The organism is Streptomyces sp. a15 (genome assembly GCF_059026085.1).
Genome location: NZ_JBWLKM010000011.1, coordinates 95,141 through 112,319, shown reverse-complemented (window position 1 = coordinate 112,319; position 17,179 = coordinate 95,141). Strand labels below are relative to the sequence as shown.

At 70.4% G+C, this 17,179-nt stretch carries 22 protein-coding genes; 12 read left to right on the top strand and 10 right to left on the bottom strand.

Going from position 1 to position 17,179, the window contains the following annotated elements:
- Window positions 1-35 precede the first annotated feature (35 nt).
- Window positions 36-1,331 carry an MFS transporter gene (locus AC5P09_RS14735; RefSeq protein WP_493874316.1) on the top strand — a complete coding sequence of 432 codons (1,296 nt, stop codon included), beginning with the start codon at window positions 36-38 and terminating at the stop codon, window positions 1,329-1,331.
- On the opposite strand, the gene AC5P09_RS14730 is transcribed toward AC5P09_RS14735, so the two are convergent.
- A complete protein-coding gene (locus tag AC5P09_RS14730; RefSeq protein ID WP_493874315.1) occupies window positions 1,249-1,566 on the bottom strand; it encodes a carboxymuconolactone decarboxylase family protein in 318 nt (105 codons plus the stop codon). The two genes, AC5P09_RS14735 and AC5P09_RS14730, sit on opposite strands and share 83 nt — an antisense overlap.
- A gap of 136 nt (window positions 1,567-1,702) precedes the next feature.
- Complete coding sequence (locus AC5P09_RS14725; RefSeq protein ID WP_493874314.1) at window positions 1,703-3,100, bottom strand: amidohydrolase family protein; 1,398 nt, start codon at window positions 3,098-3,100, stop codon at window positions 1,703-1,705.
- Between the two features lie 276 nt (window positions 3,101-3,376).
- Here AC5P09_RS14725 and AC5P09_RS14720 point away from each other — a divergent pair, with 276 nt between their 5' ends.
- A complete protein-coding gene (locus AC5P09_RS14720; RefSeq protein WP_493874313.1) occupies window positions 3,377-3,910 on the top strand; it encodes a GNAT family N-acetyltransferase in 534 nt (177 codons plus the stop codon).
- A 24-nt stretch (window positions 3,911-3,934) separates the two neighbouring features.
- On the opposite strand, the gene AC5P09_RS14715 is transcribed toward AC5P09_RS14720, so the two are convergent.
- Window positions 3,935-4,696 (bottom strand): DeoR/GlpR family DNA-binding transcription regulator, encoded by a 762-nt coding sequence (locus tag AC5P09_RS14715; RefSeq protein WP_493874312.1) that lies wholly within the window; start codon window positions 4,694-4,696, stop codon window positions 3,935-3,937.
- A gap of 147 nt (window positions 4,697-4,843) precedes the next feature.
- Here AC5P09_RS14715 and AC5P09_RS14710 point away from each other — a divergent pair, with 147 nt between their 5' ends.
- A complete protein-coding gene (locus AC5P09_RS14710; RefSeq protein WP_493874311.1) occupies window positions 4,844-5,989 on the top strand; it encodes a glycoside hydrolase family 76 protein in 1,146 nt (381 codons plus the stop codon).
- A gap of 69 nt (window positions 5,990-6,058) precedes the next feature.
- Here the strand turns inward: AC5P09_RS14710 and AC5P09_RS14705 are convergent, their stop codons facing one another.
- Window positions 6,059-6,997 carry a TauD/TfdA dioxygenase family protein gene (locus AC5P09_RS14705; protein WP_493874310.1) on the bottom strand — a complete coding sequence of 313 codons (939 nt, stop codon included), beginning with the start codon at window positions 6,995-6,997 and terminating at the stop codon, window positions 6,059-6,061.
- A 417-nt stretch (window positions 6,998-7,414) separates the two neighbouring features.
- Here AC5P09_RS14705 and AC5P09_RS14700 point away from each other — a divergent pair, with 417 nt between their 5' ends.
- Together AC5P09_RS14700 and AC5P09_RS14695 are read left to right on the top strand one after the other, a co-directional pair.
- On the top strand, window positions 7,415-7,672 hold the full coding sequence (locus AC5P09_RS14700; protein WP_493874309.1) for a hypothetical protein: 258 nt from the start codon (window positions 7,415-7,417) through the stop codon (window positions 7,670-7,672).
- A gap of 115 nt (window positions 7,673-7,787) precedes the next feature.
- Window positions 7,788-8,414, top strand: a complete 627-nt coding sequence (locus AC5P09_RS14695; RefSeq protein WP_493874398.1) for a GntR family transcriptional regulator — start codon at window positions 7,788-7,790, stop codon at window positions 8,412-8,414.
- 16 nt (window positions 8,415-8,430) lie between these two features.
- Here the strand turns inward: AC5P09_RS14695 and AC5P09_RS14690 are convergent, their stop codons facing one another.
- Genes AC5P09_RS14690 through AC5P09_RS14680 form a run of 3 tightly spaced genes read right to left on the bottom strand, consistent with a single transcriptional unit; the run spans window position 8,431 to window position 10,986 of the window.
- A complete protein-coding gene (locus AC5P09_RS14690) occupies window positions 8,431-8,772 on the bottom strand; it encodes a cupin domain-containing protein (RefSeq protein ID WP_493874308.1) in 342 nt (113 codons plus the stop codon).
- Window positions 8,773-8,774: 2 nt separating this feature from the next.
- Entirely contained in the window at window positions 8,775-9,572 is a 798-nt protein-coding gene (locus tag AC5P09_RS14685; protein WP_493874307.1) for a carbon-nitrogen hydrolase family protein, read from the bottom strand.
- Window positions 9,573-9,630: 58 nt separating this feature from the next.
- Window positions 9,631-10,986: an MFS transporter gene (locus AC5P09_RS14680; protein WP_493874306.1), complete on the bottom strand. Its 1,356-nt coding sequence runs from the start codon at window positions 10,984-10,986 to the stop codon at window positions 9,631-9,633.
- Window positions 10,987-11,106: 120 nt separating this feature from the next.
- On the opposite strand from AC5P09_RS14680, the gene AC5P09_RS14675 reads away from it, so the two are divergent.
- Entirely contained in the window at window positions 11,107-11,793 is a 687-nt protein-coding gene (locus AC5P09_RS14675; protein WP_493874305.1) for a DUF2848 domain-containing protein, read from the top strand.
- Between the two features lie 40 nt (window positions 11,794-11,833).
- On the opposite strand, the gene AC5P09_RS14670 is transcribed toward AC5P09_RS14675, so the two are convergent.
- Together AC5P09_RS14670 and AC5P09_RS14665 are read right to left on the bottom strand one after the other, a co-directional pair.
- Window positions 11,834-12,724, bottom strand: a complete 891-nt coding sequence (locus tag AC5P09_RS14670) for an SDR family oxidoreductase (RefSeq protein WP_493874304.1) — start codon at window positions 12,722-12,724, stop codon at window positions 11,834-11,836.
- Between the two features lie 81 nt (window positions 12,725-12,805).
- The gene (locus AC5P09_RS14665) at window positions 12,806-13,666 is read right to left on the bottom strand and encodes an alcohol dehydrogenase catalytic domain-containing protein (protein WP_493874303.1); all 861 of its coding nucleotides are present in this window, start codon (window positions 13,664-13,666) and stop codon (window positions 12,806-12,808) included.
- A gap of 3 nt (window positions 13,667-13,669) precedes the next feature.
- On the opposite strand from AC5P09_RS14665, the gene AC5P09_RS14660 reads away from it, so the two are divergent.
- The 6 genes from AC5P09_RS14660 to AC5P09_RS14635 all read left to right on the top strand — a co-directional run bounded on the left by AC5P09_RS14660 (window position 13,670) and on the right by AC5P09_RS14635 (window position 16,713).
- Window positions 13,670-13,894 (top strand): LysR substrate-binding domain-containing protein, encoded by a 225-nt coding sequence (locus tag AC5P09_RS14660; RefSeq protein WP_493874302.1) that lies wholly within the window; start codon window positions 13,670-13,672, stop codon window positions 13,892-13,894.
- Between the two features lie 180 nt (window positions 13,895-14,074).
- On the top strand, window positions 14,075-14,785 hold the full coding sequence (locus AC5P09_RS14655; protein ID WP_493874301.1) for a hypothetical protein: 711 nt from the start codon (window positions 14,075-14,077) through the stop codon (window positions 14,783-14,785).
- A 178-nt stretch (window positions 14,786-14,963) separates the two neighbouring features.
- Complete coding sequence (locus tag AC5P09_RS14650; protein ID WP_493874397.1) at window positions 14,964-15,218, top strand: winged helix-turn-helix transcriptional regulator; 255 nt, start codon at window positions 14,964-14,966, stop codon at window positions 15,216-15,218.
- 141 nt (window positions 15,219-15,359) lie between these two features.
- Window positions 15,360-15,806: an SRPBCC domain-containing protein gene (locus AC5P09_RS14645; protein WP_493874300.1), complete on the top strand. Its 447-nt coding sequence runs from the start codon at window positions 15,360-15,362 to the stop codon at window positions 15,804-15,806.
- Window positions 15,803-16,171 (top strand): ArsR/SmtB family transcription factor, encoded by a 369-nt coding sequence (locus AC5P09_RS14640; RefSeq protein WP_493874299.1) that lies wholly within the window; start codon window positions 15,803-15,805, stop codon window positions 16,169-16,171. The genes AC5P09_RS14645 and AC5P09_RS14640 overlap by 4 nt, the downstream gene beginning before the upstream one ends.
- 47 nt (window positions 16,172-16,218) lie before the next feature.
- Window positions 16,219-16,713, top strand: a complete 495-nt coding sequence (locus AC5P09_RS14635; protein ID WP_493874298.1) for a hypothetical protein — start codon at window positions 16,219-16,221, stop codon at window positions 16,711-16,713.
- Window positions 16,714-16,724: 11 nt separating this feature from the next.
- Here AC5P09_RS14635 and AC5P09_RS14630 read toward each other — a convergent pair whose 3' ends face one another.
- Window positions 16,725-17,153 carry a DUF6223 family protein gene (locus AC5P09_RS14630; protein WP_493874297.1) on the bottom strand — a complete coding sequence of 143 codons (429 nt, stop codon included), beginning with the start codon at window positions 17,151-17,153 and terminating at the stop codon, window positions 16,725-16,727.
- Window positions 17,154-17,179 lie beyond the last annotated feature (26 nt).

Sequence of the window (17,179 nt, the reverse complement as noted above, 5' to 3'; positions counted from 1 at the left end):
GGCGCCCCCAACCGGTGCGTGCGGAGGCTTTTTTCATGCCTTCCGACACATCAGCGCCCGCCGCGCCGCCCCCTTCCAGCTACCGCGTCCTGCTCCGCACCAGCGAGTTCGCAGGCCTGTACATCAGCTTCACACTGACGGTCGCCGCGACCACCTTGTCGGGTTTCGCGCTCGGCACACTGGTCGACCACCAGACCGGTTCGCCGTTCCTGACGGCCGTGAGCATGTACGGCGCCACCTTCGCGACGGTGCTCGGTGCCTTGACGCTGATGTCGGTCGCGGACGGACGCCGTCCTCGCCGGACCCTCGTCGCGCTCCAGGGGATCTCACTGGTGGGCGTCGCCGCCCAGGCGATTCCGGGGCTGCCGTTGGCCGCCCGGTTCGGTCTGCTCCTGGTCCTGGGATTCTTCCAGTCCCTTGGCACGGGCACGCGGATGGGACTGCTCGCCGAGGTCGTACCGACCTCCACCTATGCGCTGGCACGTTCGCTCATGAACATCACCTCGGGAGGCATGGCCATCCTCGGCTATGCCATCGGCGCCGTGCTGCTGCGGCACCTCGGCCCGCACGAGGTCTTCCTCGTCGCCGCGGCCCTGACCGGACTCGGGTCGGTCGTGGTGGCGACGACCGTTCGGGAGCACTCGATCCGTCCGACCCGTCGCCCCGGACTGCGTCAGACCTGGACGACGAACATCGCGTTCTTCTCCCACCCCGGCCGGCGGGCGCTGCTCCTGAACCTGTGGGTGCCCAACGGGCTGATCGTCGGCTGTGCGGCTCTGTTCATCTCCTACGCCCCGGGGCACGCCGGCGCTCTCCTCGCCGCCGGATCGGCAGGCATGCTCCTCGGGGACCTGACCGTCGGACGACTGCTCACCGCCGACCAGAGACGCCGCTGCGCGTTCGCCCTGCGGTTGCTGCTCGCCGCCCCGTACCTGGTGTTCGCTCTCCGTCCGCCCATGCTGGTGGCGACGGCCGCGGTGTTCGTCGCCAGTGCCGGATACGCCGCCACCCTGCCCCTGCAGGAGCAGCTTCTCGCGATGACCCCCGATCCGGTCCGCGGCCAGGTCCAGGGCGTCGAGTCCGCCGGCCGGATGACCTGGCAGGGCATCGGTGCCGCGATCGCCGGCGGCGTCGCCCAGTACCTCACTCCCGGCACTGCGGTGACCGCGCTTGCCGTGGTCTCCCTTGCCGTCACTGTCGTCTCCCGGCCCTACGTGGTCCGGGCCCGTGCCGTGCCGCCGGTCGGCACTACCGACCCAACGTCTCGCGCGCGGCCGTGCGGGCCGCCACCGCCCGGGGGAAACCGGCGTAGCCCGTGGCGTGGTAGATGACCTCGGCGAGCTCGTCCTCGGTCAGGCCGTTGGTCAGCGCGATCCGGACGTGGGTCGCCAGCTCGCTCTCCGCGCCGAGGGCGATGAGGATGCCCAGCGTGACCAGGCTGCGGTCACGGCGGCTGAGCCCGTCGCGCGCCCACAGCGCGCCGAACACACTGGTGACGCCGATCTCGACGAGTTCCTCTCCGAGGCGACCGTCCCGGAGGTCGATGTCGTCCCCCTCGGGGAACACGCCCGGCAACTACTCGCGCAAGGCCTTCAGACCCGCGGTCCGCAGATCGGATCCGCCGCCGGAATCGGCAGTTCCGGCAGGTTCGGCGGAAGGAGGAGCGGGCTGTGCACCACCGGACTCGGACACAGACTCTGACTCAGCCGCAGGGGATCCCTCGACCGCCTTGGCTCTCACGTGACTCCCGTTCCATGCGTTGTGCGATGGATGCCGGGCCCGGAGCGATCTCGCTCCGGGCCCGGCCCGCGGCTCGGTCGGGCCTCAGGCGTCCTCGGAGACCGGAGCCAGCTTCTTGGCTCTTGTCGAAGCCCACGACGTCGGCCAGCGTGCCGCCCAGGATGGCGGCGCGGTCCTCGTCGGACACCGTGTCGTCGAAGTTGTACGCGATGCAGTCGGCGCTGCTGCGGAAGGTGCCCTCGGCGTGGGGGTAGTCGTTGCCCCACATGATCGTCGACACGCCGGTGATGTGGCGGGCCTTGACGGCCGTGGGGTCGTCCGCGAACTGGACGTGGATCTGGCGCTGGATGTACTCGCTGGGCTTGAGGGGGTAGGGCCACTTGTCGTTGATGGTGAACAGCCGCCCCATGGCCGACTGCTCCTTCGGCGAGCGGTTGTCGTCCCAGAAGCCGAGCCACCAGTCGGGGTCCTGGCCGATACCGGTCCGGAAGGACTTGTCCATGAAGCCCATGTAGGAGACCAGCCAGCCGGCGCTGAACTCGATCAGGTTGAAATGCAGGTTCGGGTACCGTTCGCAGACACCGCCGCCGACCAGGTCGGCGATGATGCGCTGCGGGTTGGCGAACCCGGCCGCGGACTGCTGCAGCCGGCCCGACACCATGTCGTCGGTCAACTGGCCCTTGCCCATGCTGACGGCCGTCATCATGCTCCGGACGGTCATCGCCGTCTCCGACGTGTCTTCCTTGGTCTTCACCCCGCCCGTGGCGACGTGGATGAACACCGGCATCCCGTTCGCCTGAGCGGCCGCCCACACCGGGTCGTACAGGCGGGAGGCGTACGGCACGGGCGGGGTCTCCGGGATCAGGATCGCACCCAGCCCTAGGCGCGCGCACCGCTCGATCTCGGCGACGGCCTCGGGGACGTCCGTCACGGGGATCGCCGCTGTCGGGCGCAGCCGGTCCTTGTACGGGAGGAACCGCTCGACGATGTAGTCGTTCCATACGCGTGCGTGCGCCATCGACAATTCGTGGTCGTCGGTGAACAGGACGAACAGCGACAGGTTGGGGAACATCACCGAGGCGTCGACGCCGTCGAGGTTCATGTCCCGGATGATGTGCTCGGGCTCGCCGTCCGGGGTCTCCCCGCCGAACTGACGGTACTTGGAGATGGTCCAGCCGTCGTACCCGATGGTGTGCAGCTTCTTGAACTCGGTGTGCCCGCCCTCCACGATCGGCTCCTCGAGCGTGAACTCCTCTTCCCAGAGCGCCCGTTCGCGAAGAGGCTTGGGCAGGCGGGTCTTGAAAAGATCGGTCGGCTCGATGATGTGCGAGTCGCCGGACACGACAAACTCTTTGAACACAGGGCGTACCTCTTTCCGAACCTCGTCGTTCGTTCCAGAACGTGCCCCCGGGTGATTGGTGAAGTTACCTGTACCGTTCGGTCTAGTCAACGATTCAGTGCATCTAATGACCGGTGCTGTGGAGGGTTTCGGCGCGACTCGCCCCCCCCCGCTGGTCGACTGACTGTAATTCAGGGCACTTAAATTGGGTGCAATGAGGGGCTGGTCAGGCAGTCGGCGCAACGCCGACGAGCGCGGATTACCGATGTGGCCGTTGCCTTCGGCAGGATGGGCGCCATGATCGAGATTCGCACGCCCCGCCTCCTCCTCCGTCGCTGGCGCGACGACGACCTCGTGCCCATGGCGGACATCAACGCGGACCCGCAGGTGATGCGGTGGATCGATGACGGCTCGGTGCGCGACTTGGAGTACACGGCGGAGGCCATCGAGCGGTGGGAGGAGGAGTGGGACGACGAGGGCTTCGGTCTCTTCGCCGTCGAGCTGCTGGCCTCGGGCGAGCTGGCCGGCTTCACGGGCCTGTCCGTGCCCGAGTCCCTGCCGGAACTGGCGGCCGAAGTGGCGATCAGCTGGCGGCTCGGCTCACAGTTCTGGGGCCAGGGATACGCGTCCGAAGCAGCCCACGCCACGTTGGAGTTCGCGCTCCAGGACCGTGGCCTCGACCGGGTCATCAGCGTCGTCCGGATCGGTGACGAGGCCTCCGAGAACGTCATCCGCAAGCTCGGGATGGTGCTGGAGCGCGAGATCGAACACCCGGTGTACGGCTTTCCGCTGCACGTTCACGCCATCGACCTCACCGAGTTCGACGGGTGACTCGGCCGTACGTCTTGCAGACGGTCACGCGACGATCACCTCACCCCCGGCGTGCCGGCAGAGGTCGAGGGTGTGCGGGTCGGCGCCGTCGGTCGTGACCAGGACGTCCACATCGGCGAGCGAGCAGATGCGCAGTGAGCCCGTGCCGGGGAACTTCGCCTCGGACGCGATGAGGACGACACGGTCGGCTGCCTCGATCATGGCCTGTTTGATCGGCGCCTCGACGGCCATGTCGTCCACGACGTGCCCGTTGGTGCGTACGCCCGTGCAGCTCAGCATCACCAGGTCGGCACTGACCTGGCGCAGTGCCGTCTCGGTCAGCGAGCCGACGAAGGACTGGTAGTTGCGGCGCAGGACTCCGCCCAGCAGGATCAGCCGGACGGCCTCGTCGTCCCGCAGTTCGTCCACCACGGCCAGGTTGCTGGTGATGACGGTGACGGGCCGGCCTCTGAACCGGCGGGCGATCCGCTGGGTGCTGGTGCCGATGTCCAGCACGACCACGCTCTCGTCCGGCACGAGCGCCGCGGCGCGCTCGGCCATGGCGTCCTTCATGGTTCCGTCGTGGGACGCCGAGATACCGAAGGGCTCTTCCTCGGCCGGCGCGCGCAGGGACAGCGCCGCGCCCCCGTAGGTACGGATCAACTCGCCGTTGCGGTCCAGGAGCTTCAAGTCCCGGCGGATCGTGGACTCGCTGACGTGGAGGCGCTCCGCCAGTTCGCGCACGGAGGCCACTCCGGTCGTACGGAGGGCGTCGACGATCCGCGCGTGTCGTTTGCTCGAAGTCACGGGGAGAGCCTAATCGGATGACCGACTTCGGTCATCCCGCCCAGGAAGCAGGCTCGTTACTGACCAACTCTTGTCATGTCATGGCGCGCACGCTCATAGTTGAGCAGCATCCGAGGATGTCCCCCTAACTGCTCAGGAGCGTCTGGGATGTTGGCACAGTTGCGAAGAGCCCGGGCGGCGGTGGGGGCGTTCGCCCTCGGTGCGGCTCTGGTGCTGGTGGCGGGTGCGCTGCCCGCGCAGGCGAGTACGCCGAGTACCTCGAGCGCACCGGGAGCGGCCGTGAACGCGCGCGACAGGGCCACCGCGGCCGTCGAAGCGATGATGGAGTTCTACGACGAGGACACCGGCCGCTGGGATCCGGGCGCACCGTGGTGGCAGTCCGGCAACGCGCTCCAGGCGCTGCTCGACTACACGGCGAAGACCCGGTCCAAGAGATATCTGCGGCAGATCGAGAACACCATCGAACAACAGCGCAAGCCCCTGCCCTGGTGGCCGGAGGGCGGCGGCGAGTTCCGCGCCGACTCCACGGACGACACCGGCTGGTGGGGACTCGCCATGACCAGCATGTACGACCTGACCCGCGATCAGGAGTACCTGAAGATCGCGAAGCTCGACGAGGAGTACATGTACAAGTACTGGGACGGCGTCTGCGGTGGCGGCGTCTGGTGGGACATCCCGGCCGCGACCTACAAGAACGCCATCAGTGTCGAGCTGTACATCAAGCTCGCGGCGGCCCTGCACAACCGGATCCCCGGTGACACCGTCCATCTGCAGCGTGCGCTCACCGCATGGAAGTGGCTCAAGAACAGCGGCATGATCAACAGCGACAACCTGGTCAACGACGGGCTGAACACACAGGGCGGCGGCTGCGCCAACAACGGCGGCACCACCTGGACGTACAACCAGGGAGTCGTCCTCGGCGGACTGGCCGAGCTGTACAAGGCCACCGGCGACCGCGGACTGCTCAGGGACGCACGGAAGATCGCCGACGCCGTGGTCGACAGCCCCCTGCTGTCGCCGAAGGGGATCCTGACGGAGCCCTGCGAGGCGAGTGGCACCTGCGGGTCCGACGGCACGGCGTTCAAGGGCATCTTCGCCCGCAACCTCGGCGAACTCGACGCCCTGCTGCCCGGCCGTCCCTACCGGGGCTACCTCCTCACCCAGGCCCGCTCCGCCCACCAGTACGACCGCAACAGCTCCGACCAGTACGGGCTGAGCTGGTCCGGTCCGTTCGACCGGGCGAGTATCGGCCGTCAGGAGTCCGCCGTGTCGCTGCTCGTGTCCGTCCTCTGATCCAGGCGCTCAGACCTCTCGCACAGCGGTGAGCCGCGCGGCCGGTGTTGCGCCGCGCGGATCCTTTCCTCAGAACGGGCGGTCGCCGGCGATGGCGACCCGTTCCGCCACCCGTCGGTGCGGTCCGTAGTCGTTCACCGCGTAGTGCTGAGTGGCCCGGTTGTCCCAGAACGCGATGTCGCCCGGCTGCCATCGGAACCGCACCTGGTACTCCGGCACATGGGCCTGCTGCGTGAGGTACCGCAACAGCCGGTCGCTCTCCTCGCGCTCCATGCCGGTGATCCGGGTGGTGAACGAGGTGTTGACGAAGAGCAGCCGCCGTCCCGTCTCCGGGTGGGTGCGCACCACCGGATGCTCCATGGGTGGAAAGGCGGACTGGAGCGGTATGAGCCGCTCGGGCGGATAGAAGCGGGCGAAGCCGGGGATGAAGTCGTGCACGGCGGTGGCCCCGTCGACACGGTCCTTCACCTCCCGCGGCAGATTGTCGTAGGCGGCGGCCATGTCCGCCCACATGGTGTCCCCGCCGAACGGCGGGACCTCGTGCAACTGGAGCACCGCGCCGAGCGCCGGCCGCTCCCGGAAGGTCACGTCGGCGTGCCAGACGTTCTCGAAGGTGGGCATGGCTCTGTCGCCCTTGTCGAAGCGCACGACGTCCTCGCTGGACCCCTGGGCGAGCAGCGGGTTCGTCTCCAACTCGCCCCAGTGCCGGGCGAAGTCACGCTGCTGCGCGGAGCTCAGCCGCTGGCCGCGGAAGAAGAGCACCTTCCACTCCAGCAGCGCGCGGTTCAACTCCTCGCGCAGCGCGTCCCCCAACGGCCGCGCGAGACTGATGCCCCGTATCTCGGCCCCGATCGTGCATCCCTGCGGCACGAGCTCGAAATGCTCGTACGGGCGCTCTTCCCACCCCTCGGGCAGCCGGCGCAGCACGCGGACGCCCTCGTACATCCCGCCTTCTGGTACACGGGCCTCGCGCAGTGTGGGCTGCGGCCCGGCGTTCACGACAGTCATCGCATCCATCTCCTCGTACGTGTTCTGCAGGTGGCAGACGACAGTTGGCTTCAAGGCGGGTGCTCTCGCGGGCCGTGTACGAAGGAGTTCGTGATGCAGTGCGGACGTGTGCCGGGAGTCGTCCGGAGCGTGGGGAAGGAAGATGACCGGCATGGCCTGGGCTGCGGCGCGCGGCGAGCACACGGCTCGGCGGCAGTCCGGTCAGCGGCCTGAGCGCTCGCATCCGGTCCGATCCGGGACGCGCGACGGCCCCGTCGGGTCGAACCAGTGTCCGGTCATGGTGATGATTGTGTGAGTCCCGATGTGCCCTGTCAACGGGACGTTGCTGCCAGGGGCCTTGGGGCGGGGAGCCGGGAGTGCGCGACTCATCGTGGCGAACGCCGCGGCGGACCGTGCGTCGACACGGTCCGCGCCGGATTGATCGCCGAGGGCACCGATCGCTCCGCGGACGACCTCGCCGTCCGTCTGGAAGCGGGCATGATGAACACCGCGCTGCGCGTCGCGGTCGAGCACTGGGCCCTCCAGCCCCACGAGCCGACCGGTCCGCCGCTCGGCGCGACCCTCGGCCACGCCCTGCGGGCGATCACCCGGGTTCTCGTAGCGGACGCCGACACGACCCCCGGCCGCCGGCCGATGATCCACCTCCCGGCCACAGACTCCCGGCCCCAGCGGTGAGGTAGAGCCCCGTTCCCGCCGGGAGCCGGGACGAGGCTTTGTTCGGAGGCCCGCCCGGTCCCGGCCCTCGTGGTAGCTTCCGTATACAAGGTGTATGCGACGGTTGGGGGTAGTGGTGGCGTCCGGTCGGGAGAAGGCGTACGCGTACCTCAAGGACACGGTGCTGACGGATCCGGCGATGCAGGGGGAGTTCCTCTCCGAGCAGGACCTCGCCGACCGGATCGGAGTCTCGCGCACCCCGATCCGGGAGGCGCTGCTGCTGCTAGCGGCCGAGGATCTGGTCGAGTTGGTGCCCAAGCGCGGGGCGCGGGTGGCGCCGTTGTCCGGTCGGCAGATCTCCGAGCTGATGGAGCTGCGCGGGATCGTCGAGCGGTACGCGGCCGAGCGGGTCATCGCCACGGGACGGGCTCCGCTGCGGCAGCTCACCGAGCTGCTGGACCGTCAGGCCGGCTTGGACGGGCCCGACCAGGCCAAGGAGTTCATCGCGGTGGACCACCTCTTCCACGCGACCCTGGTGTCGGCCGTGGGGAACACGCTGCTGGAGCGGCACTACGACGGGTTGCGCAGCCGTCAGGTCCGGGCCGGTGTGGTCGCGCTGTACAACCAGCAGGGGCGCCAGGAAGGGGTGCTCGACGAGCACCGGGCGATCGTGGACGCGCTCGCCGCCGGTGACGCGGCGGCCGCGTGCCTGGCGATCGACAACCATCTGGATTCCACGCTGAAGGTGCTGCTCGCCGGTTGAACACGTGCCCCGTGGGTCAGTCCGGGTAGGTGATCACCAGCATGGTGACGCCTTCGGGCGCGGTCCACGGGCCGTGCGGCATGCCCGGCGGTCGGCACGCGTAGGTGCCCCGGGCGAACGTCTCGTCGAGGGTCAGATCATGCAGGGCGCCGTCGAGGATGTACACCTCCTCCCAGAACGCGTGCCGTGCCACGCCCTGGGCGGAGCTGTCGGTGCCCGGATCCCAGCGCACGAGGACGGTACGGCGCTCCTTGCGCGCGTCCTCGGCCAGTACCCGCTCGGCCACCCCGGGCGCGGCGCCTTGCGGCGCCGTCCAGGGCCCGGCGGGCAGGTGGAATTCCAGTTCCGGCTTGGACACGGCTATACCCCCAGCCGGCGGTTGGCGAGCACCGGGATCTTCTCCCGGACCGCGGCGACCTCGTCGATGTCCACGTCGGCCACGAGGAGTTCGGGTTCCGCGTCGAGGCGGTGGCGCAGGGTGCCGTCGGGGCCGACGAGCGCGCTGTGTCCGATGCCGGTGGGTGCCGTGCCCCGGGCGACCATTCCCGAGGCGGCCGGGTCGGCCTGGCCGACGGCGGCGATCCACACCGTCGCGTCCAGCGCCCGGGCCCGCACCAGCAGCTCCCACTGGTCGGCCTTGCCCGGGCCGGCCCCCCAGGAGGCGGCCAGCAGGGTCGCCACCGCTCCCGCGTCGGCGTGGGCGCGGAACAGCTCGGGGAAGCGCACGTCGTAGCAGGTGGCCAGCCCGAGGCGTACGCCGTCCACGTCGATCGTGACGATCCGCTCACCCGGGGCGACCGTCTGGGACTCGGCATACCCGAAGGCGTCGTAAAGGTGGATCTTGTCGTACGACGCCTCGACGCCCGGCCCCGTCGCCAGCAGGGTGTTGGTCACCCGACCGTCGGCGGCCGGGGTGAACATGCCGGCCACCACCACGATGTGCGCCGCCTCGGCGATCTCGCGCACCGCGGTGGCCCACGGGCCGTCCAGGGGTTCGGCGACGGCTGTGAGGTCGGTGCCGAAGCAGGCCATGGACGCCTCCGGGAACACGACGACGCTCGCGCCCGCTTCCGCTGCACGTGACGTCCACTCCTCGATGAGGCGGAGGTTCTTCTCGGGGTCGGCGCCGGTGGTCAGCTGGCTCAACGCGATGCGCACGGGGCATACCGCCTTTCGTCGTCGGGAGGGAAGCGAGGGAGGGGCGACGGGAGGCCCGTCACACCACATGGGCCGGTTCGGCCCGCCGGGAGGCGGCGAGTCGGGCGTCCTCCTCCATGGCAGGGGCGGAGTCGCGGCCCAGGCAGAGCCCGCCGACGGTGACGACCGCCGCCACGGCGATGTACAGCGCCAGCGGGATCCAGCTGTCGTAGGAGCTCAGCAGCGCGGTGAACAGCAGCGGAGCGACCGCGCCGCCGATGAGGCCGGCGAGGGTGTAGGCCAGCGAGGAGCCGGTGTAGCGCAGCCGGGGCGAGAACTGCTCGGCGACGAAGGCCGCCTGCGGACCGTACATGAACGAGTGGATGGCCAGGCCCACGACGACGCCGGCCATCAGCAGGAGCCGGCTGCCGCCGTCGACCAGAAGGAAGAACAGGAAGGGCCACACCCCGGCGGCGACGGCGGAACAGCCGTACAGCAGACGCCGGTTGACGCGGTCGGAGAGGGCGCCCGCCAGCGGGATGAGGAACACCTGCAGCGAGGAGCCGACCAGGACGGCCGTCAGCGCGGAGCCGCGCGACATGTCCAGCCTGTCGGTCGCGTAGGTGAGCACGAAGACGGTGAACATCGCATACAGCACGTCGGGCGCTACCCGGCTGAGGATCGCGGCGAGCAGGGCGCGGGGCTGGGTGGTGAACACCTCGCGGATCGGCGCCTCGGGGCGGGACTGCTCGGCCTCCATGGCCTTGAAGACCGGTGTCTCCTCCAGCTTGGCCCGGATCCACAGGCCGAAGCCGACCAGTACTCCGGACAGCACGAACGCCACCCGCCAGCCCCAGGACAGGAACTGGTCCTCGGTGAGCAGGACGCCGAGGGCCGCCAGCACACCGTTGGCGAGGAGGTTTCCGGCCGGCGGACCGACCTGCGCCGCAGAGGCGTAGAAGCCGCGGCGGCGCGGGTCGCCGAACTCGCTCGACAGCAGGACCGCCCCGCCCCACTCGCCGCCGACCCCGACGCCCTGCGCGAAGCGCAGCACGACCAGCGCGATCGGTGCGGCGACGCCGGCGGTGTCGTAGGCGGGCAGCAGGCCGATGAGGAACGTGGCCACGCCGATGAGGACCAGGGTGGCGATGAGGACCTTCTTGCGGCCGATCACATCGCCGAGACGGCCGAAGACGAAGCCGCCGAGCGGGCGGGACACATAGCCGACGGCATACGTGGAGAACGCCAGGAGTGTGCCGGTCAGAGGGTCTTCGGAGGGGAAGAAAAGGTCACCGAAGACCAGTGCCGCGGCGGCGGAGTAGACGGCGAAGTCGTACCACTCCAGAGCGGTTCCGGTGAGGCTGGCGAAGAAGGCCCGGCGCATGCCGGAACGGTCGGGGAGAACCGCCTGATCGCCCTGCGGGGTGTGCTGCATACGTCCGAATCCTTGCGTCGAGGGGACATCGACCTTTCGGCATACTTCTTGTATACAGGTCGTATGCGCAACCCCTGCGCCGGAAGTTAACCGCTTCGAAACGCCCCCCGAGGAGATCCTGTGGCCGTGCTGACCTTCGAGCTGCCCGACGGTTCCACCCGCGACGTCGACGTCCAGCGGGTACTCAACGCCGGCTACGCCGGGCGCAGCCAGGACGACGTCGCCGCGCATGTCGCGGAACTCGCCGAGCTCGGAGTCCCCGCCCCCGCCGTGACGCCCGCGCTCTACTCCGTCTCGCCCTACCTGGCCCAGCAGACCGACCGCGTGGCCGCCCAGCACGCCCGCACGTCCGGTGAGGCCGAGTGGGCCCTGGTCGTGGCAGCGGACGGGGAGCTGCTGCTCACCGCGGCCTGTGACCACACCGACCGCGATCTGGAAGTGCACGGCGTGGCCTGGAGCAAGAACGCCGGCCCGGATGTGCTCGCCCGCCGCGCCTGGCGCCTGGCCGACGTCGAGCAGCGGCTCGACGAGCTGACCCTGCGGGCCTGGGTCAGCCACGACGGCGAGGAGAGCGAGATCCAGCACGGCACGCTGGCCGAGTTGCTCACTCCCGCCTACTGGGCGGACGTACTGCGCTCCCGGGGCGACCTGGTGCCGGGCACGGTCCTCATCTCGGGGACCATCCCCATGGCCGAGGGCGTGGACCAGTTCGCCGACGGCTGGCGAGTGGAACTGGGCGACCCGGTCACCGGGGACAGCATCCGGCTCTCCTACGACGTGGTCCCCATGCCCGAGCCGATCGGCTGACCGTAGGACATGGCACCGGGCCGCCCGCACGCCCGGGCGGTCAGTCGTGCGGGTGCAGCAGGTCCTCCAGGCCGATGCGGGTGAGGAACTCGGCGCGGATGTGGTCGGCGACGGCGCTGACGGTCTCGGAGCCGTCGTCGGCCGGGTCGATGTGGACGCGGAAGGGCCGCTTGCCGTGCTCGGTGTCGACGACCTCGACGATGGCGTCGGCGACCTGCGACACGTCGGCGTCGGGCGGGGCGAGGGCGGCCAGGCGCTGGGAGACCTGCTCCATCAGTCCGGCGTACTGGGCCTCGTAGTCGGGGACGACGGTCTGGTCGCCGGGGTGGCCGCCGGTGGCGAAGTGGTTGGTGCCGGAGGTGAAGGAGCCGGGCACCACGATGGTCGTCTCGATGTTGAAGCGGGCCAGCTCGGCGGCGTAGGAGACGGCCAGGGAGTCCATGGCGGCCTTGGCGGCGAAGTACGGCGCCAGGTAGGGCGGGGTGCCGCCCCGGGTGGAGGTGGAGCCGACCCACAGCACCAGGCCGCGGCGCTGCTTGCGCAGGTGCGGCAGGGCGGCCCGGTTGACGCGCTGGGTGCCCAGCACGTTGGTGTCGTAGACCGCGACGAGTTCGTCGGGGGTGAAGGCCTCGGTGGGGCCGGTCACCATGTGCCCGGCGTTGTGGATGAGCACGTCCAGGCGGCCGGCCTCGGACAGGACCGTCTCGATGGCGGCGTCGGCCGACTCCTGGGAGAGGACGTCGAGTTCGACGGTACGGAGGTCGACCCCGTGCTCGGCGGCGTAGGCCTTGGCGGCGGTGACACGGTCGGCGTTGCGGGTGGTGGTGTCGCGCATCGCCGCGTACACGGTGTGCCCGGCGTCGGCCAGGGCGCGGGCGGTCAGCGCGCCGAATCCGGATCCGGCGCCGGTGATCAGGACGGTGAGGCTCATGCGGGTGCTCCTTGAGAACGGAATGCGGTCGGCCGCCGGGGAGGTCTGGTTCCGGGTGTCGTGAACGAGACCCCAGGCGGATCAGCCGAAGGAGATGACGGACCGTCCGCCGCCCCGGCCCGCGGCCATGGCGTCCAGGGCGGCCGGCGCCTGGTCGAGGCTGATCGGGGTGACGTCGGGCAGGATGTTGTGGGCCGCGGAGAAGGCGAGCGTGTCGCGCAGGTCGTGCGGGGAGCCGGACGGGGAAGCCATGACCCGCAGCCGGTTCAGGACCATCGGCTGGGCGGGCAGGACCAGAGGATCGGAGCCGTAGCCGCACAGCAGCAGCGTGCCGTCGGGAGCCAGCCCGCCCAGGGTGGCCGCCGCGGCCGCGGTGGACGGGGCGGCGTTCAGCCCGAGATCCGCGCCGCCGTCCCACGCCTTGAGCGCGCTCGCGGGGTCGGTCTCCTCGCTGGCCACGAAGATCTCGGCGCCGAGCTCCTTGGCCTGGTCCTCGCCGCGGCGGGTACGGCCGACGACCGCGACCCGTGCCCCCATGGCCACCGCGTAACGGATGGCCAGGGTCCCGATGCCGCCGGCGCCGATGACCGCGACGCGCGAGCCGGCCGTCGCGCCTCCCTTGCGCAGACCGTTGAAGGCGGTGAGGCCTGCGCACATCAGGGGAGCGGCGGCCACCGGGTCGAGCCCGGCGGGCAGGGGAGTGACGTAGTCGGCCTTGAGGACGGCGTAGGCGGCGTAGCCGCCGTCCGCGACGATCCCGGTGATCCGCTTGCGCGTGCACAGGATCTGCTCGCCGCGGACGCAGTAGTCGCAGTGTCCGCACGAGTCGTAGAGGAACTGCCCTCCGACGGGCGTGCCGAGGCCACGCCCGCGTGGAACGCCTTCTGGACCGTGGACCCACGTCCCGACGGCTCCCGGCCACGGCAGGGACCCGTCGTCCACGACATGGAAGAGATCGTGGAGTACGTCCGAGCCGGGCGCGGCGTGGTCTTCCTGCCCGCCCCGGTCGCCGCAGGCTACGCGCGTGACGACATCGCGTACGTTCCGGTCGGCGACATCCCGCCGGGGCAGATCGTGCTCGCCTGGCAGGCCGCCGGGCGTTCGCCCCTGATCGCGGCCCTGGCCGACTCCGCCCGAGACTCCCTGCGGCACGGGACGGCACCACGCTGAAGGTCAGGCATCCCCGCCTCTTGAAGACGGGGGAGCCGGGCGTCAGCTGCCTGGTCGGCCAGGTCCGGCTCGTGCCTCCTGCCGGCCTTCCTGCCGGCCTGTTCCGTCTGTGACACGACTGTGGCCGGAGGTGTGGCTTCCACCACGCCGGACGGATCACCGCCGGACCAAGATCAACGGATGCCCAGAGACCTCACAAGCCCCAGACGTCCCTTACTCGTTGCACCGGGCCGCCCCGTCGTCGCGGTTCTCGCCGCGGTCGGCGTCGTCGCCGGCGTACTGACCGGCTGGCCGGCCTTCGACACCGTCAACGGCTGCGGGTTCCCCGTCGATCGGTATCCGTCCGAAACCGCACGGGACTGGGTCGACCACGCCGACGTCGTGATCGTGGGACGCGCCGTGCGGGAACGGGAGAGCGGTCGCAGGGAGTTGGCCGCCGGTGCTTACCTCTATCAGCTCGAGCGCACCGTCGAACTGACCCGAGAATCCCTCCCGTTCACCTCTCCCACCCGTTCGCACCCCAACGTCGGCGCCGCCGTCGACTACATCGCCCCCGGCTGGAAGATCCTCCGGTCCGACGGCAGTACCCGCGTCGACGACCTCGTGGGAGACGCCCCGCGGGTCGTCCCCGGCCATACCTACATCCTCGCCCTGCGGTGGCAGGACGACCGCTGGGTGGCCCTCGGTGAGGGCGCGGTCGTACCGTTCGACGACCAGGTCGTGGGCCGTGGGGAGTGGTGCGGGGACGTCCTGGACACCGACGGCTTCGCCGAGGGCGAGCGGATCTCACGGCACGACGACCACAGCCTGGAGAAGTCCCTGATCGGCCGGGGCGAAGACGCGCTCACCCGCGAACTAGACCGTGCGGCACGGCAGAAGAGCAGCGGCTGAGCCCCCTGGCCCGGGCGCCCCGTCCACAGTGCGTACACCAGGTACGGCACCGCCCGGCGGGGACCGGGGCATCGGCGGGTAGGCCAGAGCCAGGTGGTCCCCAGCCAGGCCGCCGCGGCGGCGGTCACCAGCAGGGTGATGTTGGGGCCGATCTGCCGGGCCTCGCCGCCAGGGACGCCTGTGCTTCACCGACGTGCACCGGCAGATACCGGGGATCTCGCAGCGGGTGCTGACGCGGACACTCCGGAACCTGGAGCGCGACGGCCTCGTGTCCCGGACGGCGTACGCCGAGGTCCCGCCGCGAGTCGAGTACGGCCTGACTCCCACCGGGCGGAGCCTCATACCGCCGGCGCTCGGGCTCGCCGGCTGGGCGATCGAGCACATCGCGGAGATCGAGGCCAGCAGGGCGGCCTACGGTGACCGAGCGGGATGATCCCGGCACGCCGGGGGACGACGGGGTTACTGCTGCGTGGCCACCACTGTTCGATCAGAGTGCAACTCGCGGGTTGCACCTGGGGTGGCGACGTGCAACTCTGGAGTTGCACACAACGACGGCAACGAATGGAGTCAGCTCATGAGCGAGGACCGGATCGAGCGCGAGACCCTGATCGCGGCACCCCTGGAGCGGGTCTGGTCGCTGGTGGCCCAGCCCGGGTTCTGGGTGGCCGACAAGGCGAGCCTGCCCGGCACCGTGGCCAGGGAAGGCGAGTCGATGGTGGCGAAGAACGCGGAGCACGGCGACTTCCCGGTGCGTGTGGAGAAGGTCGAGCCGCCCACCTACCTGGCGTACCGCTGGACCAGCGCCTTCCCCGGGGAGGAACTGCGCGAGGACAACAGCACCCTCGTGGAGTTCACGCTGACCGAGGAAGGCGAAGGCACCCGGCTGCGCGTCGTCGAGAGCGGCTTCGCGGCACTGGCCGGGTCCGAGGAACTGCGCAGCCAGAACCTGAAGGACCACACCGCGGGCTGGCCGCTGGAGCTCGACGCGCTCAAGACGCGCGCCGAACAGCCCTCCGCGTGACAGACGAACGCGCCGCCGCCGGCGAGGCGGTGGACAGCGTCCTCGCCGCGCTGGCGGACCCGACCCGACGCCGACTGCTCGACCTGCTCGCCGCACGGGGCGAGGCCACCGCGACGACGCTCGCCGAACCACTCCCCGTCTCCCGGCAGGCAGTGGTCAAGCACCTCGCCGTCCTGGACGCCGCCGGCCTGGTCTCCGGCAGCCCGGTCGGACGCGAGATGCGCTACGCGGTACGGCCCGCGGCACTGGACGCGACGGCCCGGTGGATGGCCTCACTCGCGGCCGACTGGGACCGGCGCCTGGCGAACATCAAGCGCGTCGCCGAGGCAGCGGAGCGGGACTCGCGCTCGACACCACCCGACTGACCCGACCCGACCCGACCCGACCCGACCCGACTGAAGGGAACCACGCTGTGGACACGACAGCACTGCGCGGCGCCTACGACAGGCTGCTCGACGTGGCAGCCGGCCCCGACCTCGGCGACGCGGACGACGCGGACGACGGAGGATGGAACGCCGACCAGATTCTGGCCCATGTCCTCAGCGTCGACGCCGGGACCGCAGCGGTCGCCCTCGCCGTCGTCGCCGGCTCGCGCCCCGCCTTCGACAACCGGGTCTCCCTCGACCCCTGGAATCTCGACCGGATCATCGCCGAGCACTCGGGCAGGGCGGACCTGTTGAGCCACGTCCGCAACCAGGCCACCGTCCTGTGCGACATCGCCGATCAACTCGACGAGGAAGCCGCCTCGGTTCTGGTTCCGACGTTCCTCCAGTCCAACGGGGCCCTGGTGCTGGACCAGCCGATTCCGCTCGCGGCCCTCATCAATGGCCTCGCCACGGACCACGTACCAGGGCACACCCAACAGCTCCTCGACCTTCGCGTCGCCGGCCCTGGCCCACCTGGATGAGCACCTCGCGGTCAGACGGTGCGGCGGGAGCGGGCCAGGGCCAGCCCGCCGAGAACCAGCGCGATCAGCCCCACCACCAGGGCGACGATGGCCCCGCCCAGCCCGTTGCCGGTGCCGATACCACCGTCGGAGGTGGCCACGACCAGCCCACCGAGGGCCATGGCGATCAGTCCGGCCGCCAGCGCCACGGTGGTTCCGAGCCGCCCGGAGCCGGAGCCGGAGCGGGAGCCGGAGCCGGTGCCGAAACGACCGGCGGGGCGGGCCAGTGCCAGTCCGCCGATGACCACGCCGATCAGCCCCAGCACGGCGGCCGAGGAGGCCCCGAGTCGCCCGGCACTCATGGCGTAGAGACCGGCGGCGACCGGTTGGACCGACATGCTCGCGGCCGCCGGCGCGGCCATCACCAGTCCGACTGACGTCAGGGCTCCTGATGGGCTCATGTCCCTCTCCTCTTTCGTACGTCTCG

What these genes read in the sequence shown, in the direction of transcription:
- AC5P09_RS14655 (WP_493874301.1), top strand. Translation starts at nt 14,075, where the DNA reads ATGCCCAGAGACCTCACAAGCCCCAGACGTCCCTTACTCGTTGCACCG.
- AC5P09_RS14630 (WP_493874297.1), bottom strand. Translation starts at nt 17,153, where the DNA reads ATGAGCCCATCAGGAGCCCTGACGTCAGTCGGACTGGTGATGGCCGCG.
- AC5P09_RS14720 (WP_493874313.1), top strand. Translation starts at nt 3,377, where the DNA reads ATGATCGAGATTCGCACGCCCCGCCTCCTCCTCCGTCGCTGGCGCGAC.
- AC5P09_RS14705 (WP_493874310.1), bottom strand. Translation starts at nt 6,997, where the DNA reads ATGACTGTCGTGAACGCCGGGCCGCAGCCCACACTGCGCGAGGCCCGT.
- AC5P09_RS14680 (WP_493874306.1), bottom strand. Translation starts at nt 10,986, where the DNA reads ATGCAGCACACCCCGCAGGGCGATCAGGCGGTTCTCCCCGACCGTTCC.
- AC5P09_RS14670 (WP_493874304.1), bottom strand. Translation starts at nt 12,724, where the DNA reads ATGAGCCTCACCGTCCTGATCACCGGCGCCGGATCCGGATTCGGCGCG.
- AC5P09_RS14645 (WP_493874300.1), top strand. Translation starts at nt 15,360, where the DNA reads ATGAGCGAGGACCGGATCGAGCGCGAGACCCTGATCGCGGCACCCCTG.
- AC5P09_RS14735 (WP_493874316.1), top strand. Translation starts at nt 36, where the DNA reads ATGCCTTCCGACACATCAGCGCCCGCCGCGCCGCCCCCTTCCAGCTAC.
- AC5P09_RS14660 (WP_493874302.1), top strand. Translation starts at nt 13,670, where the DNA reads ATGGAAGAGATCGTGGAGTACGTCCGAGCCGGGCGCGGCGTGGTCTTC.
- AC5P09_RS14710 (WP_493874311.1), top strand. Translation starts at nt 4,844, where the DNA reads ATGTTGGCACAGTTGCGAAGAGCCCGGGCGGCGGTGGGGGCGTTCGCC.